Origin of the sequence: Pseudoalteromonas sp. C8, from assembly GCF_011378685.1 — a bacterium.
GTDB classification, from domain to species: Bacteria; Pseudomonadota; Gammaproteobacteria; order Enterobacterales; family Alteromonadaceae; genus Pseudoalteromonas; species Pseudoalteromonas arctica.
Map to the genome: position 1 here is coordinate 43,656 of NZ_WTKT01000019.1, position 17,921 is coordinate 61,576.

Annotated in this window: 16 protein-coding genes; 9 read left to right on the forward strand and 7 right to left on the reverse strand. The window is 40.2% G+C overall.

The features are described 5' to 3' along the window. Positions 1-5 precede the first annotated feature (5 nt). From GQR39_RS16415 to greB, 3 genes are all read right to left on the reverse strand, one after another. Entirely contained in the window at positions 6-587 is a 582-nt protein-coding gene (locus GQR39_RS16415; protein ID WP_165736147.1) for a CBS domain-containing protein, read from the reverse strand. Positions 588-637: 50 nt separating this feature from the next. After that, positions 638-949, reverse strand: coding sequence for a hypothetical protein (locus GQR39_RS16420; RefSeq protein WP_007584977.1), 312 nt, complete (start codon positions 947-949; stop codon positions 638-640). 116 nt (positions 950-1,065) lie between these two features. Continuing rightward, positions 1,066-1,545: a transcription elongation factor GreB gene (gene greB / locus GQR39_RS16425; protein ID WP_007584978.1), complete on the reverse strand. Its 480-nt coding sequence runs from the start codon at positions 1,543-1,545 to the stop codon at positions 1,066-1,068. 195 nt (positions 1,546-1,740) lie between these two features. Here greB and ompR point away from each other — a divergent pair, with 195 nt between their 5' ends. Together ompR and envZ are read left to right on the forward strand one after the other, a co-directional pair. Continuing rightward, positions 1,741-2,460: a two-component system response regulator OmpR gene (gene ompR, locus GQR39_RS16430; RefSeq protein WP_002959552.1), complete on the forward strand. Its 720-nt coding sequence runs from the start codon at positions 1,741-1,743 to the stop codon at positions 2,458-2,460. 5 nt (positions 2,461-2,465) lie between these two features. After that, entirely contained in the window at positions 2,466-3,779 is a 1,314-nt protein-coding gene (envZ, locus tag GQR39_RS16435) for a two-component system sensor histidine kinase EnvZ (protein ID WP_165736148.1), read from the forward strand. A 22-nt stretch (positions 3,780-3,801) separates the two neighbouring features. Here envZ and GQR39_RS16440 read toward each other — a convergent pair whose 3' ends face one another. Further along, positions 3,802-5,844 carry a glycoside hydrolase family 97 protein gene (locus tag GQR39_RS16440; RefSeq protein ID WP_165736149.1) on the reverse strand — a complete coding sequence of 681 codons (2,043 nt, stop codon included), beginning with the start codon at positions 5,842-5,844 and terminating at the stop codon, positions 3,802-3,804. Between the two features lie 158 nt (positions 5,845-6,002). Here GQR39_RS16440 and GQR39_RS16445 point away from each other — a divergent pair, with 158 nt between their 5' ends. Together GQR39_RS16445 and GQR39_RS16450 are read left to right on the forward strand one after the other, a co-directional pair. After that, entirely contained in the window at positions 6,003-6,626 is a 624-nt protein-coding gene (locus tag GQR39_RS16445) for a methylamine utilization protein (RefSeq protein ID WP_165736150.1), read from the forward strand. Next, positions 6,616-7,848, forward strand: a complete 1,233-nt coding sequence (locus GQR39_RS16450; RefSeq protein WP_165736151.1) for a hypothetical protein — start codon at positions 6,616-6,618, stop codon at positions 7,846-7,848. The genes GQR39_RS16445 and GQR39_RS16450 overlap by 11 nt, the downstream gene beginning before the upstream one ends. 221 nt (positions 7,849-8,069) lie before the next feature. Here the strand turns inward: GQR39_RS16450 and speE are convergent, their stop codons facing one another. Beyond that, positions 8,070-8,933, reverse strand: coding sequence for a polyamine aminopropyltransferase (gene speE / locus GQR39_RS16455; protein WP_007584590.1), 864 nt, complete (start codon positions 8,931-8,933; stop codon positions 8,070-8,072). A 198-nt stretch (positions 8,934-9,131) separates the two neighbouring features. Between speE and speA the strand changes: the two genes are divergently transcribed. The 4 genes from speA to GQR39_RS16475 are packed head-to-tail and all read left to right on the forward strand — an operon-like array spanning position 9,132 to position 14,153. Further along, a complete protein-coding gene (speA, locus tag GQR39_RS16460) occupies positions 9,132-11,012 on the forward strand; it encodes a biosynthetic arginine decarboxylase (RefSeq protein ID WP_024591379.1) in 1,881 nt (626 codons plus the stop codon). A 60-nt stretch (positions 11,013-11,072) separates the two neighbouring features. Beyond that, entirely contained in the window at positions 11,073-11,951 is an 879-nt protein-coding gene (locus tag GQR39_RS16465; protein ID WP_165736168.1) for an acyltransferase, read from the forward strand. Positions 11,952-11,976: 25 nt separating this feature from the next. Next, the gene (locus tag GQR39_RS16470) at positions 11,977-12,897 is read left to right on the forward strand and encodes an acetyltransferase (RefSeq protein ID WP_024591377.1); all 921 of its coding nucleotides are present in this window, start codon (positions 11,977-11,979) and stop codon (positions 12,895-12,897) included. Then, positions 12,894-14,153: a mechanosensitive ion channel domain-containing protein gene (locus tag GQR39_RS16475; RefSeq protein WP_024594278.1), complete on the forward strand. Its 1,260-nt coding sequence runs from the start codon at positions 12,894-12,896 to the stop codon at positions 14,151-14,153. Before GQR39_RS16470 ends, GQR39_RS16475 begins: the two co-directional genes overlap by 4 nt. Here the strand turns inward: GQR39_RS16475 and chrA are convergent. Next, entirely contained in the window at positions 14,110-15,264 is a 1,155-nt protein-coding gene (gene chrA, locus GQR39_RS16480; protein ID WP_165736169.1) for a chromate efflux transporter, read from the reverse strand. The genes GQR39_RS16475 and chrA overlap by 44 nt on opposite strands. Before the next feature lie 190 nt (positions 15,265-15,454). Here chrA and GQR39_RS16485 point away from each other — a divergent pair, with 190 nt between their 5' ends. Beyond that, positions 15,455-16,087 (forward strand): OmpA family protein, encoded by a 633-nt coding sequence (locus GQR39_RS16485; protein WP_165722786.1) that lies wholly within the window; start codon positions 15,455-15,457, stop codon positions 16,085-16,087. Here the strand turns inward: GQR39_RS16485 and GQR39_RS16490 are convergent, their stop codons facing one another. Then, on the reverse strand, positions 16,088-17,866 hold the full coding sequence (locus tag GQR39_RS16490) for an ABC transporter transmembrane domain-containing protein (protein WP_165736152.1): 1,779 nt from the start codon (positions 17,864-17,866) through the stop codon (positions 16,088-16,090). It abuts the gene before it with no gap. Positions 17,867-17,921: the final 55 nt, after the last annotated feature.

The window sequence follows — 17,921 nt, forward strand, 5'->3', positions numbered from 1 at the left end:
GCGCCCTAGTGAGGATGCTCAATGTTTTCTAATACTTCACTGAAAGAGTGAGCAATAGGGCTAATATGCAGTGGAATATGTAATGTTTTAGCTATTTGGCGAGCTGAAATTAGACCACAAATTTCGCTACTTGCTGTTGTAACTAATAAAAACATTGTGCCCTGATGCTCCATCGTTTGCAGCGCATCACCAATGCATGCATAGCTTAAGCTTTGCATGCTTACACCTGTAAGTCGGCTAATTGGCGTCATAATATCGCGCAAGCTTACTTCGCTTCGTTGCATATTTAAACGCTCTGCAATAATAGTAATTTTAGAGCTTTGTAAATCGGCGCTAGAAACAAGGCCAATTAATTTTTGGTTCTCGTCGGTTACTAAAACAAAATCAGATTGTTGTGCACTAACTTGTTTAAGTGCATCTGTAATCGTTGTTGTATGCTCTGCACGAATAGGCGTTTTTTGAGTAAAGTTATTTACCATTTTTAGCGCTGGAGATGATAAATCAATCAATGGTTGGTCATCTGCAAATGTGCTTGCAATAACGCCGTGAGAAACATTTAGAGTACGTAATTCTTTAAAGTTAGACATAGTAGTCACCTTAGTAGTTATAAAATTTAATTAAGTTGTAAAATAATGAATTAAATTAAATAGCTAGGTGGTCCGCGTTGGTACGCAGTGCTAAAAGGTCTGTTTAGATTGGTGCTCTTATAAAAAGAATCTACGACATTAGGAAGTGGTTGAGGCGACCTAAAGGTAATAGTATTAACGTGAGAGTCTACGTCAAAATCGAGGTTTGCTTGGTCAGGAATGTCACAAGCAATAAAGTGATTAGATAGTTTAGCGTTATCAAGGTTTACTTCAGTGTTACTGGCATGCAGCGTCAAACTTACACTCATTAAAAGTGCAAACAATACGGCATTATTTAATATGCGCTGTACTATGTTTGACATAATCACGACCTTAATTAACTGCTTTCAAATTAAACAAATCAACTTGAATAATTCAGTTATAGCTTATTGCTTTAATTTACACAATCAAAAGTTAACATGATCTGAATCAAAACTTTTTATTTCTTTTTTTGGTAATCGATACTGTTTACATACCACTGCTTTTTACCCTGAGGAGTAGGTACTTCAAAATCGTCATCTACTTGTTTTTTAATCAGCGCCCGCGCCATAGGTGAGTCTATTGATATGTAATCTTTTCGGTCGTAAATTTCATCAGGTCCGACAATTCTGAATTTTTTAGTTTCACCTTCTTCGTTTTCAATTTCGACCCATGCACCAAAAAACACTTTTCCATCTTGAACGGGAGAGTAGTCGATGATTTTTAAATCAGGTATGCGTTTGCGTAAATAGCGTACACGACGGTCAATTTGGCGTAGCAAACGCTTGTTATATTGATAGTCTGCGTTCTCAGAGCGATCTCCGAGGCTGGCTGCCCAACTAACTATTTTTGTTACTTCTGGGCGTTTAACGTTCCATAGTTGGTCGTGTTCTTGTTGTAATTGTAAGTAACCTTCGCGGGTAACTAAATTTGTTTTCATGGTGAATTCTTTATTAGCTCTAATGGTGTGCACGTTATTAAATTTGCCAAAACTTGTCGAGCGTAAAATGTAATAAAGTACGAGTAAGTAAGCTTTGAAATGTTCAGTAACAATCTAAGCAAGTAATTAGTTTTTGATTATTAAGTTTTTCATTTATATTAACTAGTAATTGGATATAAAAATAAGAAAGAGATTATGGGACACGAAACCACAAAAGTATTAGTTGTTGATGACGATATGCGCTTACGCAGTTTGCTTGAACGTTATTTAGTAGAGCAAGGCTTTATTGTTAGAACCGCAGGAAACTCGGAGCAAATGGATAGACTCCTAGAGCGAGAAAACTTTCACTTAATGGTTCTCGATTTAATGCTCCCAGGCGAAGATGGCTTATCTATTTGCCGCCGTTTACGCCAAAAAGAAAATGAAATTCCTATTGTTATGCTTACTGCAAAGGGCGACGAAGTAGATCGCATTATTGGTCTTGAACTTGGCGCTGACGATTACATTCCAAAACCATTTAACCCACGTGAGCTACTTGCTCGCATAAAAGCAATTTTACGTCGCCGCGCAAAAGAAGTGCCAGGCGCACCTGCTGCTGAAGAAAACTTAATCGCTTTTGGTAAATTTACGCTTAATTTAGCAACGCGCGAAATGAGTGAAGGGGATAAAACAATATCGCTTACCAGTGGTGAGTTTGCAGTGCTTAAAGCGCTTGTTTCGCATCCACGTGAGCCACTTAGCCGCGATAAGCTAATGAACTTAGCGCGTGGCCGCGATTACAGTGCGCTTGAGCGAAGCATTGATGTGCAAGTGTCGAGACTTCGCCGCATGATTGAAGTAGATGCTGCCAATCCGCGATATATTCAAACCGTTTGGGGTTTGGGGTATGTGTTTGTTCCTGACGGTGAAAAGTAATATTTATGGGCATGTTTCCGCGCAGTGCTTTTGGACAAACTGTTTTTTTAGTGGCGGCTCTGCTGCTCATAAATCAAATAGTGTCTTATGTTACGGTTAGTTTTTATGTTGTAAAACCAACCATTGAGCAAGTTAACTTGATGCTTGCTAAGCAAATTAAAACAGTATTTATTGACTGGGAAGATGGCGTTGAAATAAACGACGAAGTATCTGCAAAGTTTTTTGAAATTACCGGCATTGAAGTCATGACGCAGCGCGAAGCAATGCGCCAAGGGCTTGGGCAAAGCCGCGAATATTCTATGCTATCGCGCAGCATGACTGAGCAACTTGGTGGTTATTCTCGTGTACGTATTAGCCAAACTGATCCGTTGATTTATTGGGTCGAAGCACCGCAAGCGCCAGGTTATTGGGTAAAAGTACCGCTTAAAGGCTTTAAAGAGAACAACTTAGAGTTTTTAACTTTTTACTTATCAAGTATTGGCTTTTTAAGTGTGCTGGGTGGGTGGTTGTTTGCAAGGCACCTTAATAGACCATTAAAAGCACTGCAACAAGCTGCAGTGAAAGTGGGTAAAGGCGACTTTTCTACCAAGTTAGAAGAACAAGGCTCAACAGAAGTAATAGAAGTAACGCGCGCGTTTAACCAAATGTCGCGCGGAATTGCCGCACTTGAAAACGACCGCCGTTTACTAATGGCCGGTGTATCTCATGATTTACGTACGCCGCTTACGCGTATCCGTTTAGCCACCGAAATGATGGTTGATGAAGATGATTATCTTCGTGAAGGTATTATTTACGATATAGAAGACATGAACGGGATTATTGATCAGTTTATTGAGTATCTACGCCACCATAAACGTGAAGAACTAAGTTGCGAAGATATCAATGCTTTAGTTGCCGAGGTTGTCAATTCTGAGCTTCAGCATCAACGTACTATTACCTTTAAAAGTAATCCAAATATAGGCAATATACCGTTAAGCTCTGTGGCTATTAAACGTGTAATTACCAACATGATTGGTAATGCGCTGCGTTATTCTGAGGGCGACATTGAAGTACTTAGCTACTTTAATTCAAACAAAAAGTATGTAGTTATCGCTGTAAACGATAATGGCCCCGGCATTCCTGAAAACGAACTAGAGTCTGTGTTTGAGCCCTTTAAACAAGGCGATGCAGCTCGCGGAAGTGAAGGCAGTGGTTTAGGCCTTGCTATTATTAAACGCATTGTTGATATGCACGACGGTAAAGTAAAACTAGAAAACCGCCCAGAAGGCGGTTTAAGTGCACAAGTATATTTGCCAATAAAAGTATTAACCCCTGCATAGTAAATGCAGGGGTTTTATTATATTAAAGTGCTTTAAAACGAATAGCTGTGCCGCCACTGGTGGCCAGCTCAAGCGTTAGTTTATCGTCTGTAGTTACAATACGTTTTTCGATAGTTATATCGTACGGATTATTTTTCCACTCTGCGTTTTTACCATCTTTATAAATTTGCGCTTCGAACTTTTTGCCTTGCTCTAAAAAGTCGAGTTTTACCTCAATAGTTCGGGCTTTTTCGTCAGTAACAGCACCTAAGTACCAATCGTTTCCTGAGTATTTAGTGCTTTTACGCTCTTTACGAGCGAATACAATAAAGTCGCCTACTTCACCATCAAGAGCAATGCTTTGCTGCCAATCTGTTGGTACATCTTGAATGAATTGAAACGCATCGGGCTTAGCTAAGTAGTTTTTAGGTAAGTCGGCAGCCATTTGAATTGGACTATACAAAACAACGTAAAGTGCGAGTTGTTTGGCGAGAGTGGTTTGTGGGCGGTTTGTATCGCCTCCTAAACCATTAAAGCTCATATCAAAAATACCTGGCGTAAAATCCATCGGCCCAGATAGCATGCGGGTAAAAGCAAGCATTGGTACATGCTCTGGTGGGTTAGGTGGTGAACCCCATGCATTGTATTCTTGTCCGCGTGCGCCTTCGCGCGCAATCCAGTTTGGATAAGTACGGCGCAGGCCGGTATCTTTAATTGGCTCGTGAGTGTTAATGCTAATTTTATGTTTAGCTGCAAGTTTTACGTTATAAAGGTATTCGTTAACCATAAACTGGCCGTCATGCCATTCGTGGCGAGCAATACCGTTTTTGTCTATACGTTTTATATTTCCGCCATCGGCTACATAACCTGTTTTTACTTGGCTTACGTTTGATTTTTCGTAAAGGGCAAAAGCATCTTCCATTTGGTCACGGTAGTTGCTTACATTGCCTGATGTTTCATGGTGGCCAATGAGTTGTACGCCTTTTTCTTTGCCGTATTGAGTAAGCGCTGCTATATCAAAGTCGTCGTACGGTTTGGTAAAGTTAAATACATCGCCATTAAAATACCAATCGCCATCCCAACCAATATTCCAGCCTTCAACGAGTACGCCATCAAAACCATACTGCGCTGCAAAATCCATATAGTATTTTGTGGTTTGCGTAGTGGCGCCGTGTTTTTTACCGCTACCCCAAGTTTGTGTATTTATATGCATACCCCACCAAATACCGACATATTTACCAGGCTTAACCCACGACACGTCACCGAGTTTATTAGGCTCGTTTAGGTTTAGTATTATATCTGAATTAACTAAGCCAACAGCGCTGTCGGCTATTTGAATGGTGCGCCATGGCGTTTTAAAAGCACCTTGTTTTTTAACGGCAACACCATCTGACCACGGCGTTAAATCGGCAGTGAACGTACCAGAGCGGCGTTGATTAAGTACCATGCCTGCGTAATCAACAAGTGCGGCTTCATGAATACTAATATGAGTACCGTCACTTGTTTTAAACGTAAATGGTGTGTGAGCTAGTGGAGCTTCGTTAAGTGGAGTAGTGTTGTAAACATATTCGTAGCGGTTCCAGCCACGAGCAGGTATCCACCATGCTGTTGCATCATGGCTATTGTTTATTGCAAATTCAGTTAACTCTTTGGTTATTTCTGTATGTTCGAACCCGGCTTGTTGTGGTACTTCGTATCTAAAACCTACACCACTATCAAATGCTTTAAATCGAATTGTGTAGGTACCTTTATTTGGCTCATTTTTTGTAAAGGTAACGGCTACTTCGTTATATTCGTCAACAACGTTTTGGCGTTCGCCCCAAGGTTGTTGCCACTGCGAGTTAACGCTTTGTTGTTCAATGCTTTTAATTTTAAAGCCGTCGCTAAAAGCTGCTTGTGTTTTAAATTCAAACCCCAGTAAAGATTTGTTTATAACCGCTTTGTTTTTAAATTTTATTGCGTAGCTTGGCGTGTTGTTTTCGTCAGAGATGCTTACTGTTATTTGTGTGTCTGGCGATTTTAGCTCTACGGTTTGTCCGTAGCTATTACTAGCAAAGGCTAAAAGCACAAGTGCTGGTATTCTCATGGTGTGTCCTTAGATGAGTCGGTGGTGACATCTAAGGATAATGACTGTTGATGATTAATACGACTGCTTACATACGTATTCAATGTTTTAAAAAATAGAAAGAATTTGGTGGCTTAATCGGTCTATAATGTAAACAAATTGATAATAGCGACAAGAAAATGATAAAAAGCTTACTTTATGTATTTTTACTAAGTGTTAGTACTGGAGTTTTTGCAGCAAATATTACAATTAAAAATGCTAATAATGACCCATTACCTAATGCTGTTGTATGGCTAACTGCAGGAGACCCCTCTAGCGTTATTCCTCCAGAAGCACCTTATGCGATGACCCAGCAAAATCGAGAATTTAAGCCGCGTATTTTAGTTGTCCCGCAAAATGCAAAGGTAGAGTTTCCGAATGCGGACTCAATCATGCATCATGTTTATTCATTTTCTAAAGCCAAAACGTTCGAATTAAAGCTATATAAGGAGCACCCAAAAGCGCCCATTACTTTTGATCAAACGGGTGTTGTTGAGCTTGGCTGTAATATTCATGATTGGATGTTAGGTTATATTGTGGTGGTAGATAGTACTATTTTTGCAATCACTGATAAAAACGGGAATGTTGATTTAAATGCCAATGCAGGCGAATACACGTTAAGTGTTTGGCATTCTGGATTTAGTGATATTAGTAAGGTTGAATCTCAAACTATTACTGTGGCTACTAACCCGATCACTTATAAAGTAAAGCAGGAAATTGCGGAGCAAATTGACTTTGCTACGGATGAATTTGATGACTATTAATCGCTTAATGAGGCTGGCATTTTTAGCCGGTGCTTTATGTTTTAGTAATGCATTGTATGCACAAGTAAAAGGCTTGATACAAATTAGAGCCGTGCAGGGTGACGATATACGTAGCTTCCAAGAGGGCGGCCTTGGGCTATATCGGCACGATACTAAAAGCGACGAACTTATTTTATCCCAAGGTATTTTAGATTTTAATGTTGATTTAGCATCTAGTTGGTCGGCTCATGGGGTGTTAAATGCGAATCAAGATCCTGACGTTGACCTTGGTTTTACGCAGGCTTATATAAAGTATCAGCCACTATCTAACAGCAACTATAAATGGCACATGCGCGTGGGGGGCTTTTACCCACTTATGTCGCTTGAAAACCCTGATATAGGGTGGACTTCTCCTTATAACTATACAAACTCAGCTATTAATAGCTGGATAGGCGAGGAAGTACGCACTGTTGGCGCAGAGGTAACTATTAAGCGCCCAGCAAAACGTTTCAACAGCGCTCATAGCTTTAGTTTTGTAGGTGCTACATTTAAAGGCAATGATCCTGCCGGTACTTTACTTGCGTGGCGTGGTTTTGCATTACACGATAGACAAACTACATTTAACGAAAGTATTAAATTTGCGCCTATAGCGGCATTAAATGCATACGAATTACGTTGGCAGGCTAATCAGGTTTTACCGTTTGAAGAAGTAGATGGGCGTTTTGGCTATTACGCTGGCGTACATTGGGATTACTTAAAAAAATCACAATTTCGAATTTATTATTACAACAATAATGGCGACCCAACCACACTTAATATTAGTACAGGGCAGTATGCTTGGGATACTCGCTTTACAAGCGCCGCTTGGCTTTATAAGTTTAATAGTAAAACACGTTTAATAGCACAGGTACTTAATGGTAAAACTGAAATGGGCAGTAACGCATTAATTGATAATGCTTTTTATAGCCATTATTTAATGCTGAGCCATAAAGAAGGCAAACATCGAGTTTCAGTACGTTATGATTATTTTAAAGTTACTGACAACGACACAACCGCGTTTGACCCTAATGCAAGTAATGGGGAAGGCTTAACCGCAACATGGCGCTACCAGCTCACTAATAAACTACAAATAGGGGTTGAAGGTTCTGCACTTAAAAGTGTTGCAAAAAATAGAGAGCCAATTGGATTTAATGAACGAATCTCGCAGCAGCAAATAATGCTAAATGCGCAATGGCGTTTTTAAAAGTATAAAAAAGGGAGCATTTAAATGCTCCCTTTTTAGTTTAATAAAATTGGTATAGATTATACCAACCTGCATAAATCTTTGATCAATTTAACGAATTAAATTGCACTATAACGTCGTTAAAAATTTTTTATTTAGAACAACTAGATACAAAAATTTTTGCCTAGTTCTAGCGTAATTTTCTTAACGTTAAATAGACCCTATATATAAGCAGATTGGTATTATTTTTTATCGAATGCGCGTTTCATGTAGTTAGGTGTAGCGAGTGCACCATGGTGAATACCGTTGTTATAGTACTCGCTGTGCTGTGCAATATTTGCAGCTGCATCTTCTCTAAAACCGTCAAATGCTTGTGATTTACGCGCAAGTGTTACTGACCATAAACCGCTTGGGTAAATTGGTTGTGGGAATGGCAGTGTTTGTAAATCGTTAAAGCCTACGCTTAGCATTGCTTCGCGCATTTCAACTAATAATGGCATGTGCATAAGTGGCGATTCACTTTGTTGTACTAAAATACCACCTGGGCGCAGTGCATCTAAACAGCTTGTGTAAAACGCATGGTTAAATAAACCCTCACCTGGACCTACCGGATCTGTGCCATCAACAATGACTACGTCGATAGATTCGCCAGCGGCTTCGCGCATGTATTTAATACCGTCGTCAAACATAACAGTTGCACGGGCGTCGTTATTAGATTCACAAAGCTCTGGGAAGTATTTTAACGACATTTGCGTTACTACTTCGTCGATATCTATTTGCGTTACAGTTTCTACGCCTGGGTGTTTTAATACTTCGCGTAAAGTACCGCAGTCGCCGCCGCCAATAATAACGACGTTTTTAGGGTTTGGATGCGCTAAAAGTGCAGGGTGGCTGATCATCTCATGATAAAAGAAGTTTTCGCGGGTTGTTACCATAGTACACCCGTCGATGATCATTAAATTACCAAAGTCTGTGGTTTCAAACATTTCTACCTTTTGAAAAGGAGACTGTTTTTCATCTAACTTTTTATTAATACGTAATGAAAATGCGCTGCCATCGCGGTCGCTAATTTCAGTAAACCACTTACTTTGATCTAAATTTGCCATAGTTACTATTACACTTTTTAGGTTGAGTATGAAAAAGGGGCAATTCTGCCAGTGCTTGGCGTTTTGCTCAATGACATTTTAACTGATTTGACGAATAAAGTTAGTTAGGAGTGAGTGAAAGTTCAATTTTTGTTAGCCTAGTGGATAGTGACGTATTAAAATGCGCCTTTATACCTAATTGACTAAAGAAGAGTTGCCATGACCTGGGGTTTAGAAACAGCACGCGCCACTTATAACGTTGCTCATTGGAGTGATGGTTATTTTGATATTAACGCACAAGGCGAACTGGTGGCTTACCCAGATGGCGACCAAACAAAACCGGCCATTTCTTTAACGCAATTAACAGAGCAGTTTAAACAACAAGGTTTAACGTTGCCGGTTTTAGTGCGCTTTACCGATATTTTAAAAAATCGTGTAGACACCCTTACTAACGCGTTTACGCAAGCGCGAGCAAATCGTGAATATAACGGAAAATACACCTGTGTTTACCCAATTAAGGTAAATCAGCAACGCTCTGTAGTAAGTAAACTATTAGCGCATCCAAGCGGGCTTGTTGGCCTAGAAGCAGGCTCAAAGCCAGAACTTATGGCTATTTTGGGTGTAGCAAAAGAGCCAATCACAATAGTGTGTAACGGCTATAAAGACAGTGAGTTTTTACGCTTAGCGTGTATTGGTCAAGCAATGGGCCACAGCGTAAAAATTGTGGTAGAAAAGCTTTCAGAACTGACCACCTTATTAGAAGAAATAGACAACCTAGGCATTGAACCGGCTATTGGTATTCGCATTCGCCTAAACTCAGTAGGCAAAGGCAAGTGGCAAAACACGGGCGGTGAAAAAGGCAAGTTTGGTTTAACAGCAGGCCAAGTACTAAGTGCTGTTGAAGTGCTTAAAAAGCATAATAAGCTGCACTTAATGCAAATGGTGCATTTTCATATTGGTTCTCAAATTGCCAACATTCGTGATATTCACCGTGCTTTACGTGAATGTGCACGCCACTTTGCTGAGCTTACGCAATTAAACGTACCGTTAAATACCGTTGATGTGGGCGGCGGCTTAGGCGTTGATTACGAGGGCTCTGGCTCGCGTAGTGCGTGTTCAATGAATTACACCGTAGAAGAGTATGCGCGTAACGTAGTGAATGCATTTGCAGAAGTGTGCGATCAGCATAACCTTACGCATCCGGCCATTATCACCGAGTCGGGGCGTGCTTTAACAGCTCACCATGCGGTATTAATTACTGATGTAATTGACGTAGAAAAAGCGCCTAATCATTTAAATCCAGAGCCACCACTTGAAAATAGCGCATTAGTGCTTGATGAAATGTGGCAGTGTTTACAGCGTTTAAACCCGCGTATGGCATTAGAGATTTATCACGACGCTATGCACTTATTTAGCGAAGCGCACGATCAGTACGTGCATGGCTTAGTAAGCATGCTAGAGTGGGCGAAAATAGAGCAGCTTTACTTTACTATTTTACATCGTGTGCGGGCATCACTTAGTAATAACGCGCGCGCGCACCGTGAAGTACTCGACGATTTAAACGAAAAACTTGCAGATAAACTGTTCGTTAACTTTTCATTATTTCAGTCATTGCCTGATGTTTGGGGTATTCAGCAGTTGTTTCCGGTTATGCCAATCGAAAATTTAACTCAGCCATTGACTCAGCGCGCGATTATTCAAGATATTACCTGTGACTCTGATGGGCAAATTCGTGAGTACGTTGAAGGCGCTGGTATCGAAACCAGCCTACCAATACCTGAATATAAGCATGGCGAGCAGTACCATATTGCTATGTTTATGGTCGGCGCGTATCAAGAAATTTTAGGCGATTTACATAACCTATTTGGTGACACTGATTCGGTGCACGTAGAGCTTAACGATGAAGGTTATGTGTTAACCAATGCCATAAAAGGTGATAGCGTTAAGGATGTATTAAAGTTTGTTGACTATGATAGCGCCATTTTAGCTGACAACTTTGCGTACCAAGTTAATAAACTTGATGTATCGACGCAGTGTAAAGAAGGTTATTTAGCTGAGCTTAATGCAGGCCTTGAAGGCTATACCTATTTTGAAGATTAATTTGTAAGCAACTGAAAGCGCAGTATTAGTGGCTGCGCAATGTTTAAAGGAATGGAAGTAATGTCAGTTATTCGCAGTGTATTTAGTATTATTTTTTACACAATAAACACACTTTTTTGGTTTGTGCCTATTTTTGTTTGTGGGCTTATAAAGCTTATCCCTATTAAGCCTCTACAAAAGCTTATGAGCTGGGCAGCTAAGCAATTTGCAACTATTTGGGTTACCTTTAATAGCTTAAATCAAGCGTTATTCACGCCAACTAAACTTAATGTAACTGGCCTTGAAGACCTTAAACTAAAAGATTGGTATCTAGTAATTGCAAATCACCAAAGCTGGGTCGATATTTTAGTATTACAGCGTGTGTTTAATCGTAAAATTCCATTTTTAAACTTCTTTTTGAAAAAAGAGCTTATTTACGTGCCTATTTTAGGTTTGTGTTGGTGGGCGCTTGATTTTCCGTTTATGACTCGCACGAGTAAAAGCCAATTAAAAAAGAATCCAAAGCTGCGTGGCAAAGATTTAGAAACCACACGTAAAGCCTGCGAAAAATTTAAAGAGATGCCAGTAAGTGTGGTTAACTTTGTAGAAGGCACTCGTTTTACTACGCAAAAGCATGAGCGCCAAAATAGCCCGTTCCCGCATTTATTAAAACCAAAAGCGGGCGGTATTGCTTTTGTAATGCAAGCAATGGGCGAGCAAATTACTAAAGTGGTTAACGTTACCATTCAGTACCCAAATGGTATTCCTACTTTTATGGATTTTGCTGGTGGTAAGGTAAAAAATATCAACGTACACGTGGAAGTAAGGCCGGTAAGCGAAGAGCTTATTGGTGACTACACAGGTGATTCTGAATTTAGAGTTCGCTTTCAAAGCGAGTTAAATCGCTTATGGGAAAACAAAGAGCAAACACTGCAATCGCTCGAAAAAACCCATAAGTAAAAGGTAAAAATATGAGCTTACAGTTATGCTAAAAAAGTGGTTACCAAATTGGCTTAACGGCTTAATTGTAGGCTGCGTATTGTTTTCTAACATGATACTTTTTGGCTCGCTAGTATTTGTACTGGGCCTTATTAAGTTATTACTGCCTTTGCCTGTGGTTAACTCTATATTACACAGCGCTTACCGAGGTTGGTGTAACGGCAACCGTTTAGGGCTTTGGTTAGGTTGCCCTAACATTGTGGTTGATATAAGTGGCGACTTAAACTCAAAAAGTTGGTATTTACTTATTTGTAACCACGCGAGTTGGTTAGATATAACTGTACTTAGCTCATTACATGCATTGCCTGCCCCTAAGTTCTTTTTAAAAGACGGGTTAAAATACATGCCTTTTATTGGCACTGGTGCGTGGGCTATGGGTATGCCGTTTATGAAACGGGTAAGCAAAGCGCAATTAGCTAAAAATCCAAAGTTGAAAGGGTTGGATGTAGAGCGCACGAAGCGTAGTTGTCGTAATTTTCGTCATCATCCTACTACCATCATTAATTTTGTTGAAGGTACACGCTATACGCCAGCCAAACATAATCTGCAACAAAGTCCTTTTAAACATTTATTAAAGCCCAAAGCGGGCGGCATTGCTTTTGCGCTTGAAGTATTAGCCGATCAATTTGATGCCATGCTTAATACAAGTTTAGTATATAGCGGTAAGACAGATCACGTTTGTCGTAACTTGTTAAAAGGTGAGCTAGATTCTATTTATGTTTCAATAGACGTAACCCCCATTAATGACAATATGCAGGGCAGCTATCAAAGCGATGACGTATTTAAAGTTAATTTTCAACATTATGTGAATGAGCTATGGGTTGCTAAAGATCAGCAGCTTGCCGACATTTATGCTCAACAAGATTTACCTGAACCACAAATCAGTAAGGAAATTGAAACACTATGACCAACACCCATCTTCAGGAATTAATTGCTCCTTGGTTTGAAAAAGTACCCGACGCGGATTTTCTTAGCTCAATTACCGCAGTCTCAATAGGGATATTTTCTTTATTAATTGTTTACTTATTTACTCGTAGATTAATGTTACCTGGCATTCAAAAAATAGTGACGAGGCTTTCTCCTGAGCGAATTGGTGCGCTTTCTCCTATGCTTAATAAGCTAAATAAACGTATTGCCGGAATGCTGTGCTGCGTATTGTTTTTAGCTACGTTTGATAGCGTATACCCAGTTAATGAAATTGCAGGAGAAATACTAAAAACGATAGGACAAGCTTTGCTTATTATTTATGCTGGTTTTATTTTTAGTAGTATTGTGAGCATTGCGGGTACTATTTATAACCAGTTAGAGTTTGCACGCGAAGTCCCTATTCAGGGCTTAATTCAGGTTGTTAAGCTAATAACCTTTATTGTGTGTGCAATTTTAATTGTGAGCATTTTTCTTGAGAAGTCACCTACTTATATTCTCTCTGGCTTTGGTGCTATTGCTGCCGTTACGTTATTAGTATTTAAAGACACTATTTTAGGCTTTGTAGCCAGTATTCAAATAGCAGCAAATCGCCTAGTAACCTATGGTGATTGGATTCAAGTAGAAAATTACGGCGCCGATGGCGAAGTAATTGATTTGGGTTTAAACACTGTAAAGGTACGTAACTGGGATAACACCATAACAACTATTCCAACTTATATGCTGGTTGCGGGTTCGTTTAAAAACTGGCGCGGCATGCAAGAGTCGGGCGGTAGACGTATTAAACGTTCACTCAATATTGATATGCACAGTATTTGTTTAGTGGGTGATGAGTTTAGAAAACAAATTGATGCGGCTATTCCGCTGCACGACTATATTCGAGTGACGACATTACCTGCTCAGGTTTCTAATTTAGGGCTATTTCGTCGCTATGCTGAAGGCTATTTAAAACAGCACAGTAAAATTAATACGTCGCTTACGTTAATGGTACGAGAGCTACAACCACTAAACCATGGTTTACCTATTGAGTTTTATTGCTTTAGTGAAGACAAACGCTGGATTTCGTACGAGCATTTACAAGCCGAAATAATGGACCATTTACTTGCGGTATTACCCGTGTTTGGGCTTAGAGCGTATCAAAGTGTAAGTGGGCAATTAAGCCCACCTAACGAGCAACAAACAGATAAGCCAACATTTAGAGTGATGGCAAATAGTGCTGTAAAAGACCCACAGCAATAAATAAAGCTAAGAGCCACCAAATAGGTGGCTTTTTAAATCGCAGCCATGCAAATGTAATTATTACTAACGCAACTTGCCAAAGGTTATGCACCGCTGATGCCCAAATTGGCGAATACAGTGCAGCCGCTAAAAAACCTACTACCGCGGCATTAAGCGCCGCTATTGAGCTTGCAAAACGTGGCTTACTTGCCAAGTTAATCCAGCTCTTTTGGAATGCGAGTATAAGTAAAAAACCAGGCATAAATATAAGCAGCGTAGCTATAAGAGCACCCACTAAAGGTTGTTCTGTAGTAAGTTGTGCGCCTAAGTAAGTAGCAATAGTAAACATAGGCCCAGGCACTGCTTGTGCACTCGCGTAAGCACTTAAAAACTGATCATCACTCAATGCTGGCACACCAGCTTGAAGTACCGGCAGTACTACGTGTCCGCCGCCAAACACCATTGCACCCGCTTGGTAAAAAGGGGTAAACAAAGCAAACTCATGCCCTAGTGGAATAAAGCTAACACCAAGTAAGATCGCAAATAATCCCAGTGCAATCCAATTAATATTACTTTTTGTACTGCCAACATTTTCTGTGGCTGTACCCAGTTTTAATAAAGGCCATATAGCACCTACTGTTGCAGCGGTTATTAAAATAGCGATTTGAGTTCCCATCATTGGAAATAACACCAAAGCAAGTGTACTCATTACCGCAAGTAACTTAAGCGCAGCACTTGTACAAAAGCTTTTAGCCATACTAAGTGTTGCATCAGCAACTATAACAACGGCAAATAACTTTAAGCCTGCAATAATAGCAAAGTAAACAGCGTCAAACTGATGAGCACTAACCGCAAGCAGCACCATTATTAAAAACGAAGGCAGAGTAAAACCTACAAAAGCAGCTATACCACCCAGTACTCCAGCACGCTCAACACCAATAGCAAAACTAACTTGGCTAGAGCCAGGCCCCGGCAGCGCTTGGCTTAAACTAATAAGTTGTGCGTAACGCGTGTTAGTTAACCAATTTAACGAGTCTACAAAGTGGCGTTTAAAATAACCTAAATGCGCAGCAGGTCCGCCAAAACTCATACACCCTAGTAAAAAAAACTGTCTAAAAATAGCAATTAACATTGCGCCAATATCCTTTGTAAAATTCATTAAATTGTCACAGCGTAGTATGACATTTTTATTAAAATGGCACATTAGTTTGAGGTCTGTTTAACAATCAAGCAAGATGCGTTGCTTTTAACACTCTCTTCATAGTTTGTTCATACATGTATTTGCATACTCTTGCTAAATTCTTAATGAATAGGGTATCACCATGACTTTAACTAAATCACTTTTAAGCGTAACCGTAGTAGCTGTATTACTTTCTGGTTGTGAAATGAATAACACAGGTAAAGGAGCCGCTATAGGCGCCGCAGCCGGAGGTGTATTAGGTAAGGCTACGGGTAATCATAAAGATAAACGTATTTTTATTGGTGCAGCTATTGGTGCACTGGCGGGCGCTGCTGTTGGCGACTACATGGATAAGCAAGAAGAAGCATTTCGTGATGAGTTAGCGGGTTCAGGTGTTGAAGTAGTGCGTGAAGGCGATAACTTACGTTTAGTAATGCCATCAAACATTACGTTTGCGACTGCTCAGTCTTATATTTCATCAGGCTTTAACGATACGTTAGATGCGATTGCTAAAGTAATGAACAAGTACGAAAAAACCTACCTTAGTGTGCAAGGGCATACTGACAGTACGGGTAAAGATAGCTTCAACATGAACCTATCGCGTGAACGCGCACAAAGTGTGAAAGACTACTTAGTGAACCAACAAATTATGGCTACACGTGTTAGCACTATGGGCTATGGCGAAACACGCCCAATTGCAACTAATGATAGTGCAAATGGCCGTGCTCAAAACCGTCGCGTAGAAATTCAAATAGTGCCAAACACAGAAGAATAATTAGTCTTTATTAAACTGTAATTCACACAGTTTTTGATACAACGGGTTACTTGCCACTAATTCTTGATGGGTGCCCGTTGCTATAATCTCTCCATTTTCCATTATCACAATCACATCGGCATGTTTTACCGTTGCCAGCCTATGGGCAATAATTAACGTTGTTCTGTTTTGCATTAAATGCTCAAGTGCAGCTTGCACATGGTGTTCGCTTTGCGCATCCAGCGCGCTGGTGGCTTCATCAAGAAGAAGTATTTCAGGGTCTTTTAATATGGCACGTGCAAGCACAATACGCTGCTTTTGCCCACCCGATAACCTCACACCCTGCTCACCTAAAAAGCTGTTATAACCTTGCGGTAACTGTTTGATAAATTCATCGGCATGCGCATACTTTGCTGCGGCATATACTTGCTCATCGGTTGCACTTGGGTTGCCGTAGCGGATGTTATGCATTACGTCGGAGCTAAATAAAATAGGGTTTTGCGCTACCATGCCCATTTTATTACGCAGAGTATTAAGCGATAAATCTTTAATGTTTACATCTTTAAATTTAATAGCTCCGCTAGCCGGATCGTAAAAGCGTTGTAGTAATTCAAATAACGTTGTTTTACCTGCGCCAGAAGGGCCAACAATTGCCACGGTTTGGCCTTGATTTATATTTAGGCTTATTTTATTAAGCGCACTCACGTCTGGACGAGAAGGATAGTTAAAGCTTATATTTTCAAGTGTAATAGCAGGGCTGTTAATGTTTTGCAGTAAGCTATCGTCTTGTGGATCTAGCGGGTTTTCTATCTCACTTTTAACAGCAAGTAACTCAAGTAACCTTGCCGCAGCACCAGCTGCACGTTGTAGTTCACCATATACTTCAGCAACGGTTGCCACCGACATTGCAACCATAATAGCGTAAAACACAAACGCACCTAACTCGCCGCCGCTCATGGTGCCTGCAAGTACATCGTTGCCACCTACCCATAGCATAGCGCTAATGGCACTAAAGGTTAAAAAAATCACTACAGCTATTAAAAATGAACGTTGCTTAATGCGTTTTTTAGCCACGTTAAAGGCTTTTTCGGTCTCAAGCGCAAAGGCATGCTGCTCTTGTGCTTCGTGGCTATAGCTTTGCACTACTTTAATATTCTGTATGATTTCTCCGGCATAGGTACTTATGTCGGCAATGGCATCTTGGCTAGAGCTTGCTAGTTTACGTACCTTGCGACCAAATATCATCATAGGAACAAGTACCAGCGGTACACAGGCTACAACCACTAAAGTAAGTTTTAAATTAGTAAACAACAGCATAGCTAAGCCACCAATCAACATAAGTACACTGCGCAGTGCCATAGAAAATGATGAGCCGATAATTGATTGCAGTAATGTGGTGTCGGTGGTTAAACGCGACATAAGTTCGCCACTGCGGTTTTCTTCAAAGTAGCTAGGGTGTAGCGTTACAATGCGATTAAACACTGCTTTTCTAATATCGTTACTTACCCGCTCGCCAATCCACGACATTAAATAAAAACGGCTAAAAGTACCTATCGCTAATAAGCTGATTAACCCAATGAGTACCAGCACCGCTTGCTGTAATTGATCTTTAGAGCCTGCAATAAACCCATGGTCAATAACAAACTTAACCCCCTGACCTAGTGATAAGTTAACACCCGCAGTGACCAATAGCGCGGCTAGCGCAGCTACTACCATCCATTTGTAAGGTTTTATAAAAGCAAAAACAGGTAATAGGCTGCTAAAAGCAGCTTTTTCGGATGCAGAGGTGTTTTTTGACATAGTGGATTCTTTTTAAAGGTTAAGGTATAGATATGGCATCATCGGATTAAAAATC

Bases quoted from the DNA above. Each gene is read 5' to 3' on its own strand.
- GQR39_RS16415 (WP_165736147.1), bottom strand. From the start codon at position 587: ATGTCTAACTTTAAAGAATTACGTACTCTAAATGTTTCTCACGGCGTT.
- GQR39_RS16420 (WP_007584977.1), bottom strand. From the start codon at position 949: ATGTCAAACATAGTACAGCGCATATTAAATAATGCCGTATTGTTTGCA.
- greB (WP_007584978.1), bottom strand. From the start codon at position 1,545: ATGAAAACAAATTTAGTTACCCGCGAAGGTTACTTACAATTACAACAA.
- ompR (WP_002959552.1), top strand. From the start codon at position 1,741: ATGGGACACGAAACCACAAAAGTATTAGTTGTTGATGACGATATGCGC.
- envZ (WP_165736148.1), top strand. From the start codon at position 2,466: ATGGGCATGTTTCCGCGCAGTGCTTTTGGACAAACTGTTTTTTTAGTG.
- GQR39_RS16440 (WP_165736149.1), bottom strand. From the start codon at position 5,844: ATGAGAATACCAGCACTTGTGCTTTTAGCCTTTGCTAGTAATAGCTAC.
- GQR39_RS16445 (WP_165736150.1), top strand. From the start codon at position 6,003: ATGATAAAAAGCTTACTTTATGTATTTTTACTAAGTGTTAGTACTGGA.
- GQR39_RS16450 (WP_165736151.1), top strand. From the start codon at position 6,616: ATGACTATTAATCGCTTAATGAGGCTGGCATTTTTAGCCGGTGCTTTA.
- speE (WP_007584590.1), bottom strand. From the start codon at position 8,933: ATGGCAAATTTAGATCAAAGTAAGTGGTTTACTGAAATTAGCGACCGC.
- speA (WP_024591379.1), top strand. From the start codon at position 9,132: ATGACCTGGGGTTTAGAAACAGCACGCGCCACTTATAACGTTGCTCAT.
- GQR39_RS16465 (WP_165736168.1), top strand. From the start codon at position 11,073: ATGTCAGTTATTCGCAGTGTATTTAGTATTATTTTTTACACAATAAAC.
- GQR39_RS16470 (WP_024591377.1), top strand. From the start codon at position 11,977: ATGCTAAAAAAGTGGTTACCAAATTGGCTTAACGGCTTAATTGTAGGC.
- GQR39_RS16475 (WP_024594278.1), top strand. From the start codon at position 12,894: ATGACCAACACCCATCTTCAGGAATTAATTGCTCCTTGGTTTGAAAAA.
- chrA (WP_165736169.1), bottom strand. From the start codon at position 15,264: ATGTTAATTGCTATTTTTAGACAGTTTTTTTTACTAGGGTGTATGAGT.
- GQR39_RS16485 (WP_165722786.1), top strand. From the start codon at position 15,455: ATGACTTTAACTAAATCACTTTTAAGCGTAACCGTAGTAGCTGTATTA.
- GQR39_RS16490 (WP_165736152.1), bottom strand. From the start codon at position 17,866: ATGTCAAAAAACACCTCTGCATCCGAAAAAGCTGCTTTTAGCAGCCTA.